Below are 15,931 nucleotides of genomic sequence, written 5' to 3'. Positions count from 1 at the left end.
ATCATGACCAGCACAGACGCCACGACCTTCGAGGTGCGGCCCAGCTCGCACCCGCGCAGCCTCGCGGAGCGCACCGCCGCGCTCGCCGACCTCAAGTTCGGGGTCGTCTTCACCGACCACATGGCACGCGCCACGTGGACCGACGACGAGGGCTGGCACGACCGCCGCATCGAGGCCTACGCACCGCTCAGCCTCGACCCGGCCGCCGCCGTCCTGCACTACGCGCAGGAGATCTTCGAGGGCCTCAAGGCCTACCGGCACGCCGACGGCTCGATCTGGGCGTTCCGCCCCGACCGCAACGCGCAGCGGCTCGCCCGCTCCGCCGAGCGGCTCGCGCTGCCGGTGCTGAGCGAGGCCGACTTCCACGCCTCGATCCAGGCCCTGGTCGCCACCGACGCCGAGTGGGTGCCCTCGGTGCCCGGCTCCTCGCTGTACCTGCGGCCGTTCATGTTCGCCTCCGAGGCGTTCCTGGGTGTCCGGCCCGCCCGTCGGGTCGACTACCTGGTGATCGCCTCGCCCGTCGGCCCGTACTTCACCAACGGCTTCCAGCCGCTGTCGATCTGGGTCGACGCCGAGTACAACCGCGCCGGGCCCGGCGGGACCGGCGCGGCCAAGTGCGGCGGCAACTACGCCGCGAGCCTGCTGCCGCAGGCGCAGGCGTACAAGGAGGGCTGCGACCAGGTCTGCTTCCTCGACGCCGCGACCGGCACCTACCTCGAGGAGCTGGGCGGCATGAACGTCTTCCTCGTCATGAAGGACGGGTCGGTGCGCACGCCCGCGCTCGGCACGATCCTCGAGGGCGTCACCCGCGACTCGATCCTGCAGCTGTGCCGCGAGGGCGGGCGTCCGGTCGAGGAGTCCCGGATCGCGCTGACCGAGCTGCTCGAGGGCATCCGGGCCGGCGAGGTCACCGAGGTGTTCGCGTGCGGCACCGCCGCCGTCATCACCCCGATCGGGCGGCTCAAGGGCACCGACTTCGACGTCACGATCGGCGACGGCCAGGCCGGCCCCGTGACGACCGAGCTCTACGAGACGATCACCGACATCCAGTACGGGCGTCGCGAGGACGCCCACGGCTGGATGAGCCGGCTGGTCTGAACCGGGTGCTCCGGTGAGCGGCGCGCCGGCGCTGGTGGCACCGTGACCACCCCCGAGGACCCGGCCGGAGCCGGCGAGCCGGAGGAGCGAGGCGCCGGGCGCGGGCCGCGGCGTCCGCACGACCACGGGCACGGGCTGACGGCGGCCGGTCGGCACCGGTCGACCCTCGTGGTGGTGCTGTGCATCACCGCATCGGTGATGGTGCTGCAGGTGGTGGGCGCGCTGCTGTCGGGGTCGCTGGCCCTGCTCGCCGACGCGGGGCACATGCTGACCGACGCGACCGGCCTGCTCATCGCGCTGCTGGCGGTCAACCTCGCCGCCCGGCCCGCCACGGACCGGCGCACCTTCGGCTGGCAGCGGGCCGAGATCCTGGCCGCGCTGGTCAACGCGACCGTGCTCGCCGCCGTCGGTGTGCTGGTCGTCCGGGAGGCGTTCCTGCGGTGGGACGCGCAGCCCGAGATCGAGGACGGCCTCATGCTCGGCGTCGCGATCGCCGGCGGGCTCGCAAACGCCGTGTGCCTCGTCCTGCTCGCGCGCGCGGCGGGGGAGAGCCTCAACATGCGCGGCGCCTACCTCGAGGTGCTCGGTGACCTGCTGGGGTCGGTGGCGGTCGTCGTCGCGGCGGTGGTGGTGATGACCACCGGGTGGGTGCGCGCCGACGCCGTGGCCTCGCTGGTGATCGGGCTGCTGATCGTGCCCCGCGCGGTGATGCTGCTGCGCGACGTCGCCGACGTGCTCATGGAGGCGACCCCGCGCGACGTCGATCTCGCGCGCGTGCGCGAGCACATCAGGTCGGTGCCCGGCGTCGTCGACGTCCACGACCTGCACGCCTGGACGATCACCAGCGGCGTGCCCGTGCTGTCGGCGCACGTGGTGCTCGCCGCGGACCGGCTCGACCACGAGCTGGAGTGCACGACGCTCGATGCTCTCGCGGCGTGCCTGCGCGGGCACTTCGACGTCGACCACTGCACGTTCCAGCTCGAGCCGGTGGGGCACGAGCACCACGAGGGATCGGTGCACCGCTGAGCGCATCGAGCACGGGTCGTGACCCGGTCGGCGAGGATGCCACGCCGCCGAACGCTCCCGGGCGCGATGCCGTGCGCGGCCGTCTTGCACGGGATACCCCCTGGGGGTAATGTCGCACTCGACCGATACCCCCCGGCGGTATCCAGAGCGAACCGACGGGCCCGTGAGAGGAGCGACGATGAGCACAGCCACCTACGAGGTCACGGGCATGACCTGCAGCCACTGCGTCGGCTCGGTGACGTCCGAGGTCCAGAAGGTGCCGGGCGTCACCGCGGTGAGCGTCGACCTCGACACCGGCCGCCTCGAGGTCGGCAGCGAGCAGGGCATCGACGACGCCGCCGTGCTCGGCGCCGTCGAGGAGGCAGGCTACGCGGCGAGCCGCGTCTGAGCCCCGTCGCCGCGCGGCACGTCCGCGGGGCGACGCCGATCCGCACCGCTGAGGGAGAGTCATGAAGCCACCCGCCAGGCTGAGCCTGTTCGTCGTCGCGCTCGCCGCGCTGTTCGGCGTCGCGTTCGCGATCGGCTCCGCGAGCGGGCTGGACCTGACGCCCGCACCGACGCCGACCCACGAGGCAGAGGGCGGCCACGGCGACGGCGCGACCGACGACGACGCCACCGGGACCGGTCACGACGACGCCGAGACCGGTCACGACGACGGCGGCTCCCACGGCAACGGCTCGCACGGCGGTGAGCTGCCCGCGGGTGTGGTGGTCTCGGCGGACGGCTACACGCTGAGCGACCTGGCGGTGCCGCAGGCCGCGGGCGAGCGCGGCGCGATCACCTTCCGGATCCTCGGCCCGGACGGGCACGCCGTCACCGACTACGAGACGCAGCACGAGAAGGACCTGCACCTGGTGGTCGTGTCGCAGGACACGACCGAGTTCTTCCACGAGCACCCGGTCATGGCCGCCGACGGGACGTGGAGCGTCGACTGGACGTGGCCGCGCGCGGGCTCCTACCGCGTCTACGCCGACGTCCTCCCCGCGGGCGCCGAGCAGGGCCTGACGCTCGCGCAGGACGTCACGGTTCCCGGCGACGTCGTCGTCGAGGCGCTGCCGGAGGAGTCCCGCGTCGCGGAGGTGGACGGCTACAGGGTCTCCCTCGCCGGCGACCTGACCACCTCCGGCGGCGTGGTGACGCTGAGCGTCGCGCACGACGGCGCGGACGTCACGGACCTCGACCCCTACCTGGGGGCGTACGGCCACCTGGTGGCGATCCGGGTCGGCGACCTCGCCTACCTGCACGTGCACCCCGAGGGCGAGGTGGGGACGGTGCCCGCCGGCCCGGACATCGAGTTCTCGGTGGCGGCGCCGAGCCCCGGCACCTACCGGCTGTTCCTGGACTTCTCGCACGGCGGCGAGGTGCGCACGGCCGCCTTCACCGTCGTCGTCGGCGCGCACGAGCACTGAGGAGCGAGCGATGATCGCCCCGACCACCGACAGCACCGGCCTCGCGGACGACCGCGCCCGCGTGGAGCTGGCCATCTCCGGCATGACCTGTGCCTCCTGCGCCGCCCGCATCGAGAAGCGGCTCAACAAGGTCGACGGCGTGACCGCCTCGGTCAACTACGCGACCGAGAAGGCGCGCGTGCTGTTCCCGGCCGCGACGCTCTCGACGGCCGACCTCATCGAGCAGGTCGTCGCCGCGGGATACGCGGCCACCGAGATCCGGCCCGAGCCCGCACCGACCGACGCGTCGCAGCCTGACGCCCTGGAGGCCGAGCGCGACCGCGAGCTGCGTGCGCTGCGCGACCGGGTCGTCGTCTCGGCGGTGCTGGCGGTCCCGGTCGTCGCGATGGCGATGATCCCGGCGCTGCAGATCACCTACTGGCAGTGGCTGTCGCTGGCGCTCGCCGCACCCGTCGTCGTGTGGGGCGCGCTGCCGTTCCATCGCGCCGCGTGGTCGAACCTGCGCCACGGCGCCGCGACCATGGACACGCTGATCTCGGTCGGGGTCGGCGCGGCGTTCCTGTGGTCGCTCTACGCGCTCTTCCTCGGCACCGCAGGCGTGCCCGGGATGACCCACCCGTTCGAGCTGACGATCGCGCGCGGCGACGCCTCGGCCGACATCTACCTCGAGGTCGCGGCCGGCGTCACGACGTTCGTGCTCATGGGCCGCTTCTTCGAGCTCCGCGCCCGCCGTCGCGCGGGTGCCGCGATCCGCGCCATGCTCGACCTCGGCGCCAAGGACGTCGCGGTGCTGCGCGACGGCGCCGAGGTGCGGGTGCCGATCGCCGAGCTGGGGGTCGGGCAGGAGTTCGTGGTGCGGCCGGGGGAGAAGGTCGCGACCGACGGCGTCGTCATCTCGGGTACCTCCGCCGTCGACGAGAGCATGCTGACCGGAGAGTCGGTGCCGGTCGAGGTCGGGCCGGGCAGCGCCGTCGTCGGTGCGACGCTCAACGCGGGCGGGCGGCTGGTGGTGCGGGCCACGCGCGTCGGCTCCCAGACCCAGCTCGCGCAGATGGCGGCGCTGGTCGAGGAGGCGCAGAACGGCAAGGCCGAGGTGCAGCGCCTCGCCGACCGCATCTCGGGCGTGTTCGTCCCGGTTGCGATCGGCATCGCGGTGGCCGCGTTCGGCTTCTGGCTCGGCACCGGCAGCCCCGCGTCGGCGGCCTTCACCGCCGCGGTCGCGGTGCTGATCATCGCCTGCCCGTGCGCGCTCGGGCTGGCGACGCCCACCGCGCTGCTCGTCGGCACGGGGCGTGGCGCCCAGCTGGGCATCCTCATCAAGGGCCCCGAGGTGCTCGAGTCGACCCGCCGGGTCGACACGATCGTGCTCGACAAGACCGGCACCGTGACGACGGGGGCGATGACCCTGCTCGACGTCGTGCCCGCCGACGGCGAGGACGCGGCGGAGGTGCTGCGCGTCGCGGGCGCGGTCGAGCACGCGTCCGAGCACCCGATCGCGCGTGCGGTCGCGACCGCCGCCGAGGAGCGGACCGGGGCGCTGCCGGCGGTCGTGGACTTCGCGAACCTGGAGGGCCGCGGCGTGCGAGGTCGCGTCGAGGGTCGTGACGTGCTGCTCGGGCGGGGGTCGCTGCTCGCCGCCGAGGGCGTGTCGCTCGGCCCGGATCTCGAGGCCGCGGTGGAGGCCGCGGAAGGTGCGGGCCGCACCGCGGTCGCGCTGGCCTGGGACGGTCGTGCGCGTGGCGTGCTGGCGGTCGGCGACAGCCTGAAGGACACCAGCGCCGAGGCGGTCCGGATGCTGCGCGACCTCGGTCTCACCCCGGTGCTGCTCACGGGCGACAACCAGCGGGCCGCGGACGCGATCGCCGCCGAGGTGGGGATCGACCGCGTCGTCGCCGAGGTGCTCCCGAAGGACAAGGTCGACGTCGTCACCCGGCTGCGGCACGAGGGCAAGGTCGTCGCGATGGTGGGCGACGGAGTCAACGACGCGGCGGCGCTCGCGGCCGCCGACCTCGGGCTGTCGATGGGCACGGGGACCGACGCCGCGATCGCGGCCAGCGACATCACGCTCGTGCGGGGCGACCTGCGGTCCGCCGCGGACGCCATCCGCCTCGCCCGCCGCACGCTCGGCACGATCAAGGGCAACCTGTTCTGGGCGTTCGCCTACAACGTCGCCGCGATCCCGCTGGCCGCGGCCGGGTTGCTCAACCCGATGCTCGCCGGCGCTGCGATGGCGTTCTCGTCGGTGTTCGTCGTGAGCAACAGCCTCCGGCTACGCACTTTCCGCTCGGCGGTGCGCTGAGCACACGGCTCGCACGGCTCACGCCGCGGCGTCGTAGGTCTCGACGACGGAGACCTCCAGCGGGAACGTGATCGGGAAGTCCCCGAACAGCAGCCGGCCGGCCGCGGCGGCGGCGTCCCGGATCGCGTCGGCGACCTGCTCGGCCCGGTCGGCAGGGCTGTGCACCACCACCTCGTCGTGCAGGAAGAACACCAGGTGCGGGCGGCCCTCCCCGGGAGCCGGTGCGCCTTCGGCACCCGCCGTGGCCTCCGGCGGCATCGCGCGCAGCCGGCGGCGCAGCTCCGCCATCCAGCACAGCGCCCACTCCGCGGCCGTGCCCTGCACGACGAAGTTGCGGGTGAACCGACCCCAGTCGCGCGCCTGCGAGCGTGCCCGGCGCTCGTCGACGGCGCTCGCCTCGACCGTGGCGGCCCGGTGCTGCACGTCGCGCCAGCCCTCGCCCGGCGGCGGCGAGGTGCGGCCCAGCCAGGTGCGCACGGTGCCGCCCCGCTCGCCCGTCCGCGCGGCGTCGTCGACCAGTCCGAGCGCGCGCGGGTACGCCTGCCGCAGCCGGGGGAGGACCAGCCCCGACTCCCCGGTCGTGCCGCCGTAGAGCGCGCCCAGCATCCCGACCTTGGCGCGCTGCCGGCTGTCGACGACGCCCGCGTCCACGAGCCCCGCGTAGAGGTCGCGGTCGCGGCCCGCCTCGGCGAGGTCGGTGTCGCGCGCCATCGCGGCAAGCACGCGCGGCTCGATCTGCGACGCGTCCGCCACCACGAGCCGCCAGCCGGGGTCGGCGACGACCGCGCCGCGCACCGCCTTCGGGATCTGCAGCGCACCGCCGCCGCTGGTCGCCCAGCGCCCGGTGACGACGCCACCCGGCACGTAGTCGGTGCGGAAGCGATCGGCGCGGCCCGCGACCCCGGGCTCGACCCAGGTGTCGAGCCACGCCCAGCCGTTGGCCGCGAGCAGCCGCGCGAGCCGCTTGTACTCCAGCAGCGGTGCGACGACAGGGTGGTCCGAGCGGGCGAGCTCCCACTTCGACGTCGACGTGACGTCGAGGCCGGCGGCGCGCAGCGCCCGCAGCAGCTCGACCTGCGAGTCCGGGTTGAGGCGTGGCGCCCCCAGCAGGCCGGCGATCTCACCGGCCAGGCGCTCGAGGACGACGGGCCGGAACCCCGCGGGCGGGCGCGGCCCCAGCGCCTGCTCGAGGAGCGCCTCGTGCCGTGCGCGCGACCACGGCAGCCCGTCGGCGTGCATCTCGGCGGCGACGAGGGCACCCGCCGACTCCGCCGCCAGCAGCAGCCGCAGCCGGCCGGGCTCCGGCGCCTCGGCGACCGCACGCTGCTGCCGCTCGTGCTCGGCCACGACCTTGTCGAGGTCCGGCGCGGGGGCGAGCTCGGCGAGCAGCGTGTCCTCGGTGCCGACGGAGGTGCCGGCCTCGAGCCACGCCGGCGCGGGCCCGGCCTCCGGTCGCGCCAGGCGCAGGATCCGTGCGGCGAGGCGCAGGTCGTGGCACCGCGCCGGTCGCGCACCGGCCGCCAGGAGCCTCGGGTAGCACGACGCCGTGCTCGGCCACACCCAGCGCAGGTCGGGGCGCTCCCGCACGAGGCGGGCGGCGTCGTCCCAGGTCAGGGTCTCGCGCGCGGCGCCGCCGGCGTCCGGGAGGGCGACGACGAGGTCGGCGGACCGGGGCACCGCGACGACGTCCACGGCCCCACGCTAGGGCCGACCACCGTCACGGCCCGCCGCGTCACGACCGGCCGGCGGACAGGTATTGACGCGGTGAACAAAGTCCGGCAACACTGGCACGGTGCAGAGCCGCACCGAGATCCGACCTCTCGCGGCCCACGGCCACTCCGGCCGGGCCGTGGTGAGGGACCTGCTCGTGCACGGGCCGAGGCCGCGCGCCGAGCTCGCGCGCCGGCTGCGGCTCTCGCCCGCCGCGCTCACCAAGGTGACCCGGGAGCTGCTCGAGAGCGGCGCCATTCGGCCGTCCGAGCAGGGTGCAACCGACACCGGCGGGCGCCCGGGGGTCCCGCTGGAGGTCGCGGTCGCCGACCACCAGATGGTGGGCGTGAAGGTGACCGGCGACGGCGTGTACGCCGTGCGCACCGACGCCCTCGGGTGCGTCATGCGGACCGCGCGCGCCGAGCTGACGACGACCGACGTCGACCCCGTCGTGGCCCAGATCATTGAGATGGTGAAGGAAGTGGCCGAGGACGCGCCCGTCGAGGCCGTCGGCATCGGTCTCGCCGGCGCGATGGCACGCTTCGACGACCGGGTGCGGCTCAGCCTCTACCTGGGCTGGGACGACGTGCCGCTGGCGGACGCCGTCGAGCGCGCGTGCGGCCTGCCGACGGTCGTGAGCAACGACGTCCGCGCCCTCACCGCGGGCGTGCACTGGTCGGGCCCGGGCCGTGGCCACGACGACCTCGCCGTCGTCACGACCGGGGTCGGCCTCGGGCTCGGGCTGGTCGTCGAGGGGCGCACGCACGCGGGCGTCGGCGGCCGCGCGGGCATGATCGGCCACCACCGCGTCGACCCCGGCGGTCCGGTCTGCGACCAGGGGCACCGGGGCTGCGCCAGCAGCTACCTCACCACCGCGGCCATCACCGGCGCGGTCGCCGTCGCGCACGGCGAGCCGGGGATGACGCTGGAGCGGGTGTGCGAGCTCGCCGACGCGGGCGACGGCGTCGCACGCCGCGTGCTCGACGACGCCGGACACGCGCTCGGCGTCGTCGTCGCGTCGCTGGTCGACCTCCTCGAGCTGCCGCTCGTCATCCTCGCCGGCGACGGCATCCCCGCCGTCGTGCGGACCCGCGACGCGCTCGAGCGCTCGCTCGCCGAGCACCTCGACGCCGGTGCGCAGCCGCCCGAGGTCCGCTTCCTCATGTCCGACTTCGACGAGTGGGCGCGCGGCGCCGCCGTCGTCGCCAGCCAGTGGGTGCTGCTGGAACCGGCGCGCGCACGGCGGGTGTGGGCCCGTCGCCACCAGCACGAGCCGAGCCGCAGGGGCGCGGGAGCCTGACCCCGTGCCACGACGCAAGGAGGATCGATGACGACCACCGCCCCACCGACCGGAGCCCGCCGGCGACGGCGCGACGACACGCGACTCGCGCTCGCGTTCATCGCACCGGCCACGCTCGGGCTGCTGGTCTTCTACTTCTGGCCGCTGCTGCGCGGCGTCTGGCTGAGCTTCACGTCCTGGGACGTGCTGACGCCGGCGCGGTTCGTCGGCGTGGAGAACTACGTCGAGATGATCGGCGACCCGGTGTTCTGGAACGCCGTCCGCGTGACCGCGCTCTACGTCGTCATCAACATCGGCGTGCAGACCGTCGTCGCCCTGCTCATCGCGGTGCTCATGCAGCGGCTCAGCCGCTCGATCCTGCTGCGCTCGCTCATCCTCACGCCGTACCTGGTGTCGAACGTCGTCGCCGCGCTCGTGTTCCTCTGGATCCTGGACTTCCAGCTCGGCATCGGCAACAACGCGCTGGAGTGGCTGGGGCTGGACCGGATCGGGTTCTTCACCAGCGAGACCTGGGTGATCCCGACGATCGCGCTCGTCAACGTGTGGCGCCACATGGGCTACACGGCGCTGCTGATCTTCGCGGGGCTGCTGACGATCCCGCCCACCATGTACGAGGCGGCCCGGGTGGACGGCGCCTCGGAGGTGCGGTCCTTCTTCTCGATCACGATGCCGCTGCTGCGGCCGATCCTCGGCCTGGTGCTCATCGTCTCGGTGATCGGCTCGTTCCAGGTGTTCGACACCGTCGCCGTGACGACCAACGGCGGGCCGGTCGACGCGAGCCGGGTGCTGCAGCTCTACATCTACGAGAAGGCCTTCGCGCAGTTCGACTTCGGCTACGCCTCGGCGCTGAGCGTCGCGCTGCTGCTGATGCTCATGGTCGTCACGTTCCTGCAGTACCGCATCACGCGGGCCGGCCAGACGGACCTGAGCTAGGAGGTGGCACAGATGGCACAGACCGCACGGAGCACGCAGGCCGCACAGGGCGTCGGGGCGGCACGGGCGAGCGGCGCGACCGGCGCCAAGGCCGGCCGTCGCCGGCGGCCGCTGAGCCCCGGACGGGTGCTGGCCTGGGTGGCGATGGTCGTCATCCTGCTCGTCACGCTGTTCCCCTTCTACTGGATCCTGCGCACCGCGCTCTCGAGCAACGCCGCGCTGTACGTCGACCCCACCTCGCCCGGCCCCGTCGGGTTCGGGTGGGGCGCGTTCGCCCGCGTCTTCGGGATGCAGTCGGTCGAGGAGGCGATCGCCGAGGGCGGCTCGGGCGCCTCGATCGACTTCTGGCTGTACCTGCGCAACTCGGTCGTCGTCGCGACCGTCGTCACCGTCTGCCAGGTGTTCTTCTCGGCGATGGCTGCCTACGCGTTCTCGCGGCTGCGCTGGCGCGGCCGGGACGCCGTCTTCAGCCTGTTCCTGCTGTCGCTGATGGTGCCGACGATCTTCACGCTGCTGCCGAACTTCCTGCTGGTGCGGCAGCTCGGGCTGATCGACACCCTGCTCGGCATCATGCTCCCTGGGCTGTTCATGACGCCGTTCGCGATCTTCTTCCTGCGCCAGTTCCTCGCGAACATCGCGACCGAGGTCGAGGAGGCGGCGCTCATCGACGGGGCCAGCAAGGTCCGCGTCTTCTTCAACCTCGCGCTGCCGATGACGGTGGGCCCGATCGCGACGATCTCGATCCTCACCTACATCGGCTCGTGGAACGACTACTTCTGGCCGCTGATGGTGTCCTACACCGACGAGTCGCGCGTGCTCACGGTCGCGCTCGGCAACTTCAACGCCCAGACGCCGCAGACCGGGCCGGACTGGGCGGGTCTCATGGCCGCGACGCTCGTGGCCGCGCTCCCGATGCTCGTGCTGTTCATGGCGTTCGCGCGCCGCGTGGTCAGCTCGATCGGCTTCAGCGGGATCAAGTGAGGGGATGACGACCATGCACCGCACCACCACCTCCCGCCGCCGCACGACCGGACGCCGGCTGGCGGCGACCACCGTCCTGGCCGGCGCCGCCGGGCTCGTCGCCGCGTGCGGCGCCGGCCCGGGCAGCGGCGGCGGCGTCGCGCTCGACTACTGGCTCTGGGACGCCAACCAGCTGCCCGCGTACCAGGCGTGCGTCGAGGCGTTCGAGGCCGAGAACCCCGACATCCAGGTCCGGATCAGCCAGTACGGCTGGGACGACTACTGGCAGAAGCTCACCGCGGGGTTCGTCGCCGGCGCCGGGCCGGACGTGTTCACCGACCACCTCACCAGGTACCCGGAGTACGCCGCGCGCGGCCTGCTGCTCGACCTCGACGGCCTCGAGGCGACGGCCGCCGTCGACCCCGACGACTACCAGCCGGGTCTGGCCGATCTGTGGGTCACGCCCGACGGCGCCCGGTACGGGCTCCCGAAGGACTTCGACACGATCGCGCTGTTCTACGACGTCAACGCGCTCGCCGAGGCCGGGATGACGCCCGAGGACCTCGAGGGCCTGACGTGGAACCCCGAGGACGGCGGCACCTTCGAGGAGGTGATCGCCCACCTGAGCGTCGACGCGAACGGCGTCCGCGGCGACGAGGAGGGCTTCGACCCCGACAACGTCGTCACGTACGGGCTCGCGTCGAACGGCTCCGGCGGCGCCGAGGGGCAGACGCAGTGGTCGTGGCTGGCCGCCTCGACAGGCTGGACGTTCACCGACCAACCGGTCTGGGGCACGCACTACAACCTCGACGACCCGAACCTCCACGCGAGCCTCGCGTGGTACTTCGGGCTCGTCGACAAGGGCTTCCTCGCCCCGTACGAGGAGGTCGGGAGCAGCCCGAACCCCACCCAGGCGCTCGGCTCCGGGCGTGCCGTGCTCTCCTCGAACGGGTCCTGGATGATCCGTAGCTACACCTCGCTGGAGGGCATCGACCTCGGCGTCGCGCCGCTGCCCGCCGGGCCGGTCGGCCACCCGATGTCGATGTACAACGGGCTCGCCGACTCGATCAGCGCCCAGACCGAGCACCCCGAGGAGGCCGCCCGGCTGGTGGCGTTCCTGGGCTCGGCGGACTGCCAGGTGATCGTGGGCGAGCACGGGGTCGTGTTCCCTGCCGTGCCCGCCGGCACCGACGCGGCCGTCGAGGCGTTCGCGGAGCAGGGCGTCGACGTGCAGCCGTTCACCGACCTCGTCGACGACGGGTACACGTTCTTCTTCCCGGTGACCGACGGCTACGGCGCGATCTCGGCGCTGCTCACCCCGGTCATGGACGAGATCTACATCGGCAGCCGTGACCCGGCCACCCTCGCCGACCTCAACGACCAGGTCGACGAGATCGTCGCGAGCGGCTCCACGGGCGGGTGACCGGGCGCGCCGCGCGCACCGGTGCGGGCGGCGCGGGCGGCGCTCCGGTCCCGCTCGCGCTCCCGCTCCCGGGCCCGGTGCGCGTCGTCAACAGCCCCGCGGACCGGGTGCCGAGCCACGGCACCGAGCTGTTCGGGCTCGGCCACGCCGTCGACCTCGTGCCGGTGGACGCTCGGGGCCGGTCGGCACGTCGCGACCTGCGCTCGTGGCTGCGCGAGGAGCCGCCCGACCGGTTCGTCGGCCTCGGGCAGCCCGTGCGTGCCCCCGCCGCCGGGACCGTCGTCGCCGCGCACGACGGCGAGCCGGACGGTCCCGCCCGGCGTGCGCCGCTGGCGCGGCTGCGCTACGCCGCGACGCAGGTGCAGCGGGTCCGGGCGCGCATCGAGGCGGTCGCGGGCAACCACGTCGTCGTCGAGCTCGCCGGCGGCCGCGGCTACCTGTGGCTCGTGCACCTGCGCCGCGGCTCGGTGCGGGCTGTGGTGGGCGATCGCGTGGTCGCAGGTGACCTGCTGGGGGAGTGCGGCAGCTCGGGCAACGCGACCGAGCCGCACGTCCACCTCCACGTCGCCGACGTCCTCGACCCCGACCGTGCCCGCGGCGTCCCGATCGTCCTCACCGGCTACCGCGTGCGGCACCCCGCCGGCGGCGGGCCGGTCGCCGCGGGGATGCCCCGCACGGGCGAGGTCGTCGAGCCGGTCGCGGACGGCTCGACGCCATGACGCCGTCACGCGCGCCGCTCAGGTGCCGGCACCGGTCGGCGTGTGCCCGCAGCGTGAGACGCGCCGTCCGCGGCTCGGGACGCCGTCGCCGTGCGCCTGTGGCATGATGTGCGCGTGGCACACCACTGGCACACGCAGCTCATTATCTGCTAGCGCGCCCGGGACACCCCGAGCGCGCAGACCTCCCCATCCCGGGAGGTCTTTTTGTTGCCGGGGCCACCCCTCCCGGCGGCAGCGGATGATGGACGCGGGCGGCACCCCACCCGCGGAGCAGGACAACGGCAGACCGGCACGGGCGGCGCAGCCGCCCGGAAGAAGGCAGCGATGAGCACGACCCCCGTCCCAGCGACCGGCGCGGACCTCGACGTCCACGTCTACGACACCACCCTCCGCGACGGCGCGCAGCAGGAGGGCATGAACCTCTCGGTCGGCGACAAGCTCGCGATCGCTGCGCTCCTCGACGAGCTCGGGGTGGGGTTCATCGAGGGCGGCTGGCCCGGCGCGATCCCGAAGGACACCGAGTTCTTCCAGCGGGTCGAGAAGGAGATGGAGCTGCGGCACGCGGTGCTCGCCGCCTTCGGCGCCACCCGCAAGCCCGGCACCCGGCCGCACGACGACCCGCAGGTGCGGGCGCTGGTCGACTCCCAGGCGCCGGTCGTCACGCTGGTCGCCAAGAGCGACATCCGGCACGTCGAGCGCGCGCTGCGCACGACGGCGGAGGAGAACCTCGCGATGATCGCCGACACGGTCGGCTACCTGCGTGACGCCGGCCGCCGGGTCTTCGTCGACGCCGAGCACTTCTTCGACGGCTACCGGTTCGACCCCTCCTACGCCGTGCGCGCCGTCACGACGGCGTTCGAGGCCGGGGCCGAGGTCGTCGCGCTGTGCGACACCAACGGCGGCATGCTGCCGAGCTGGGTGCACGAGATCGTCGCCGCTGTCCGCGCCGAGACCGACGGCCGGCTCGGGATCCACGCCCACAACGACTCCGGCTGCGCCGTCGCGAACTCGATCGCCGCCGTCGAGGCCGGCGCCGCCCACGTCCAGGGCTGCGTCAACGGCTACGGCGAGCGGACCGGCAACGCCGAGCTGCTCTCGGTCGTCGCGAACCTCGAGCTCAAGACCGGCCGGGAGCTGCTGCCCGGTCAGGGCCTCAGCGAGATCACCCGGATCGCGCACGCGATCAGCGAGCTGACGAACATCGCCCCGTTCGCGCGGCAGCCCTACATCGGTGCGAGCGCGTTCGCGCACAAGGCGGGTCTGCACGCCTCGGCGATCCGCATCGACCCCGACCTCTACCAGCACGTCGACCCCCGCGCGGTCGGCAACGACATGCGGATGCTGGTCTCCGACATGGCCGGCCGGGCCTCGATCGAGCTCAAGGGTCGCGAGCTCGGGTTCGACCTCAGCGGTCGCGGCGACCTGCTCGCCCGCGTCACCAACCGGGTCAAGGACGCCGAGGCGAACGGCTACACCTACGACGCGGCCGACGCGAGCTTCGAGCTGCTGCTCCGCGAGGAGATGGACGGCAGCCGACCGCGCTACTTCGAGGTGGAGTCCTGGCGGGCGATCGTGGAGCACACCGCGCACCGGGGCGAGGTCAACTCCGAGGCGACGGTCAAGCTCCGCACCGGCGACCGGCGCACGGTCAGCACGGGGGAGGGCAACGGCCCCGTCAACGCGCTCGACCACGCGCTGCGCCAGGCGCTGGCGGTCACCTACCCCGAGATCGAGGACTTCGAGCTCATCGACTACAAGGTCCGGCTGCTCGACAGCTCGCACGGCACCGACGCGATCACGCGCGTGCTCATCGAGATGACCGACGGCGAGCACACCTGGAACACGGTCGGCGTCGGGCCGAACATCCTCGAGGCGTCCTGGGAGGCCCTCGTCGACTCGATCACCTACGGGCTGCTGCACCGCGGCGTCGAACCCGCCTGAGACGACGCCGCCACCGGGGCGGTGACGACCCGGCGCACGCCTAGGCTGGTCACGTGCGTGGCGAGTACAAGGTCCCCGGCGGCAAGCTGGTCGCGGCCGAGGTCGAGGTGTCCGACGGCGTGATGCGCGACGTGCGCATCAGCGGCGACTTCTTCCTCGAGCCGGACGACGCGCTGGAACGGCTCGACCGGGCGCTCTCCGCGCTGCCGGCCGACGCCGACGTGGCGACGATGACGCAGGTGGTGACCGACGCCGTCGGCGACGCCCAGATGATCGGCTTCACGCCCGAGGCCGTGGCGATCGCGGTGCGGCGCGCCCAGGGCCGGGCCACGGCCTGGCACGACCACACCTTCGAGGTCGTGCACCCGGAGCCGCTGAAGCCGCTGACGCACCTCGCGCTCGACCAGGTGCTGCTGGAGGAGGTCGGCGCCGGCCGTCGCCGCCCGACGCTGCGGATCTGGGAGTGGGCCGGCCCGGCGGTGATCATCGGGAGCTTCCAGTCGCTGCGCAACGAGGTGGACCTCGAGGCCGCCGAGCGGTACGGCATCGAGGTCGTGCGCCGGATCTCCGGGGGCGGCGCGATGTTCGTCGAGCCCGGCAACTCGATCACGTACTCGCTCTACGTCCCCGGCTCGCTCGTGGACGGCCTGTCGTTCGAGCGGTCCTACTCGTTCCTCGACGACTGGGTGCTCGGCGCCCTGCGGGAGCTGGGCGTCGACGCGACGTACCAGCCGCTCAACGACATCGCCTCGCCGCAGGGCAAGATCGGCGGCGCCGCGCAGAAGCGGCTCGCGGGCGGCGCCGTGCTGCACCACGCGACGATGTCCTACGACATCGACGCGGACAAGATGCTGCAGGTGCTGCGGATCGGGCGCGAGAAGCTCTCCGACAAGGGCACCCGGTCGGCGCAGAAGCGTGTCGACCCGATGCGGCGGCAGACCGGCATGAGCCGGGCCGCCGTCATCGAGGCGATGGTCGACCACTTCCGGCGTCGCTACGACACCGTCGACGGCGAGCTCACCGCGGCCGAGCTCGCGCGCGCCGAGCAGCTCGTCGCCGAGAAGTTCTCGACGCCGGAGTGGCTGACGCGCGTGCCGTAGCCCCCGCGGCGGG

13 protein-coding genes are annotated in these 15,931 nt (G+C 73.6%); 12 read left to right on the top strand and 1 reads right to left on the bottom strand.

The features are described 5' to 3' along the window. Positions 1-3: 3 nt before the first annotated feature. The 5 genes from GPA02_RS03940 (at position 4) to GPA02_RS03920 (ending at position 5,832) form a co-directional block, all read left to right on the top strand. Positions 4-1,098 carry a branched-chain amino acid aminotransferase gene (locus tag GPA02_RS03940; protein WP_156198542.1) on the top strand — a complete coding sequence of 365 codons (1,095 nt, stop codon included), beginning with the start codon at positions 4-6 and terminating at the stop codon, positions 1,096-1,098. Positions 1,099-1,233: 135 nt separating this feature from the next. Then, positions 1,234-2,124: a cation diffusion facilitator family transporter gene (locus GPA02_RS03935; protein WP_240133880.1), complete on the top strand. Its 891-nt coding sequence runs from the start codon at positions 1,234-1,236 to the stop codon at positions 2,122-2,124. Positions 2,125-2,302: 178 nt separating this feature from the next. Further along, complete coding sequence (locus GPA02_RS03930; RefSeq protein WP_156198540.1) at positions 2,303-2,512, top strand: heavy-metal-associated domain-containing protein; 210 nt, start codon at positions 2,303-2,305, stop codon at positions 2,510-2,512. Between the two features lie 61 nt (positions 2,513-2,573). Beyond that, a complete protein-coding gene (locus GPA02_RS03925) occupies positions 2,574-3,533 on the top strand; it encodes a hypothetical protein (protein ID WP_156198539.1) in 960 nt (319 codons plus the stop codon). A gap of 10 nt (positions 3,534-3,543) precedes the next feature. Further along, positions 3,544-5,832 (top strand): heavy metal translocating P-type ATPase, encoded by a 2,289-nt coding sequence (locus tag GPA02_RS03920; RefSeq protein ID WP_156198538.1) that lies wholly within the window; start codon positions 3,544-3,546, stop codon positions 5,830-5,832. 18 nt (positions 5,833-5,850) lie between these two features. On the opposite strand, the gene GPA02_RS03915 is transcribed toward GPA02_RS03920, so the two are convergent. After that, positions 5,851-7,524, bottom strand: coding sequence for a bifunctional 3'-5' exonuclease/DNA polymerase (locus tag GPA02_RS03915; RefSeq protein WP_156198537.1), 1,674 nt, complete (start codon positions 7,522-7,524; stop codon positions 5,851-5,853). 100 nt (positions 7,525-7,624) lie between these two features. On the opposite strand from GPA02_RS03915, the gene GPA02_RS03910 reads away from it, so the two are divergent. From GPA02_RS03910 to GPA02_RS03880, 7 genes are all read left to right on the top strand, one after another. Further along, complete coding sequence (locus GPA02_RS03910) at positions 7,625-8,842, top strand: ROK family transcriptional regulator (RefSeq protein ID WP_156198536.1); 1,218 nt, start codon at positions 7,625-7,627, stop codon at positions 8,840-8,842. A gap of 27 nt (positions 8,843-8,869) precedes the next feature. Next, on the top strand, positions 8,870-9,775 hold the full coding sequence (locus GPA02_RS03905; protein ID WP_156198535.1) for a carbohydrate ABC transporter permease: 906 nt from the start codon (positions 8,870-8,872) through the stop codon (positions 9,773-9,775). Between the two features lie 12 nt (positions 9,776-9,787). Beyond that, complete coding sequence (locus tag GPA02_RS03900; RefSeq protein ID WP_156198534.1) at positions 9,788-10,756, top strand: carbohydrate ABC transporter permease; 969 nt, start codon at positions 9,788-9,790, stop codon at positions 10,754-10,756. 4 nt (positions 10,757-10,760) lie between these two features. Next, positions 10,761-12,158 (top strand): ABC transporter substrate-binding protein, encoded by a 1,398-nt coding sequence (locus tag GPA02_RS03895; protein ID WP_240133867.1) that lies wholly within the window; start codon positions 10,761-10,763, stop codon positions 12,156-12,158. Next, entirely contained in the window at positions 12,155-12,877 is a 723-nt protein-coding gene (locus GPA02_RS03890; RefSeq protein WP_156198533.1) for a M23 family metallopeptidase, read from the top strand. Before GPA02_RS03895 ends, GPA02_RS03890 begins: the two co-directional genes overlap by 4 nt. A 324-nt stretch (positions 12,878-13,201) precedes the next feature. Next, positions 13,202-14,818 (top strand): citramalate synthase, encoded by a 1,617-nt coding sequence (gene cimA, locus GPA02_RS03885; protein WP_156198532.1) that lies wholly within the window; start codon positions 13,202-13,204, stop codon positions 14,816-14,818. Positions 14,819-14,871: 53 nt separating this feature from the next. Then, positions 14,872-15,918, top strand: coding sequence for a lipoate-protein ligase LplAB (locus GPA02_RS03880; protein ID WP_156198531.1), 1,047 nt, complete (start codon positions 14,872-14,874; stop codon positions 15,916-15,918). Positions 15,919-15,931 lie beyond the last annotated feature (13 nt).

It is taken from the genome of Actinotalea caeni (assembly GCF_009733795.1).
GTDB lineage: Bacteria > Actinomycetota > Actinomycetes > Actinomycetales > Beutenbergiaceae > Pseudactinotalea > Pseudactinotalea caeni.
The sequence above is the reverse complement of the archived record's forward strand: the minus strand, read 5'-3'. Positions and strand labels throughout refer to the sequence as shown.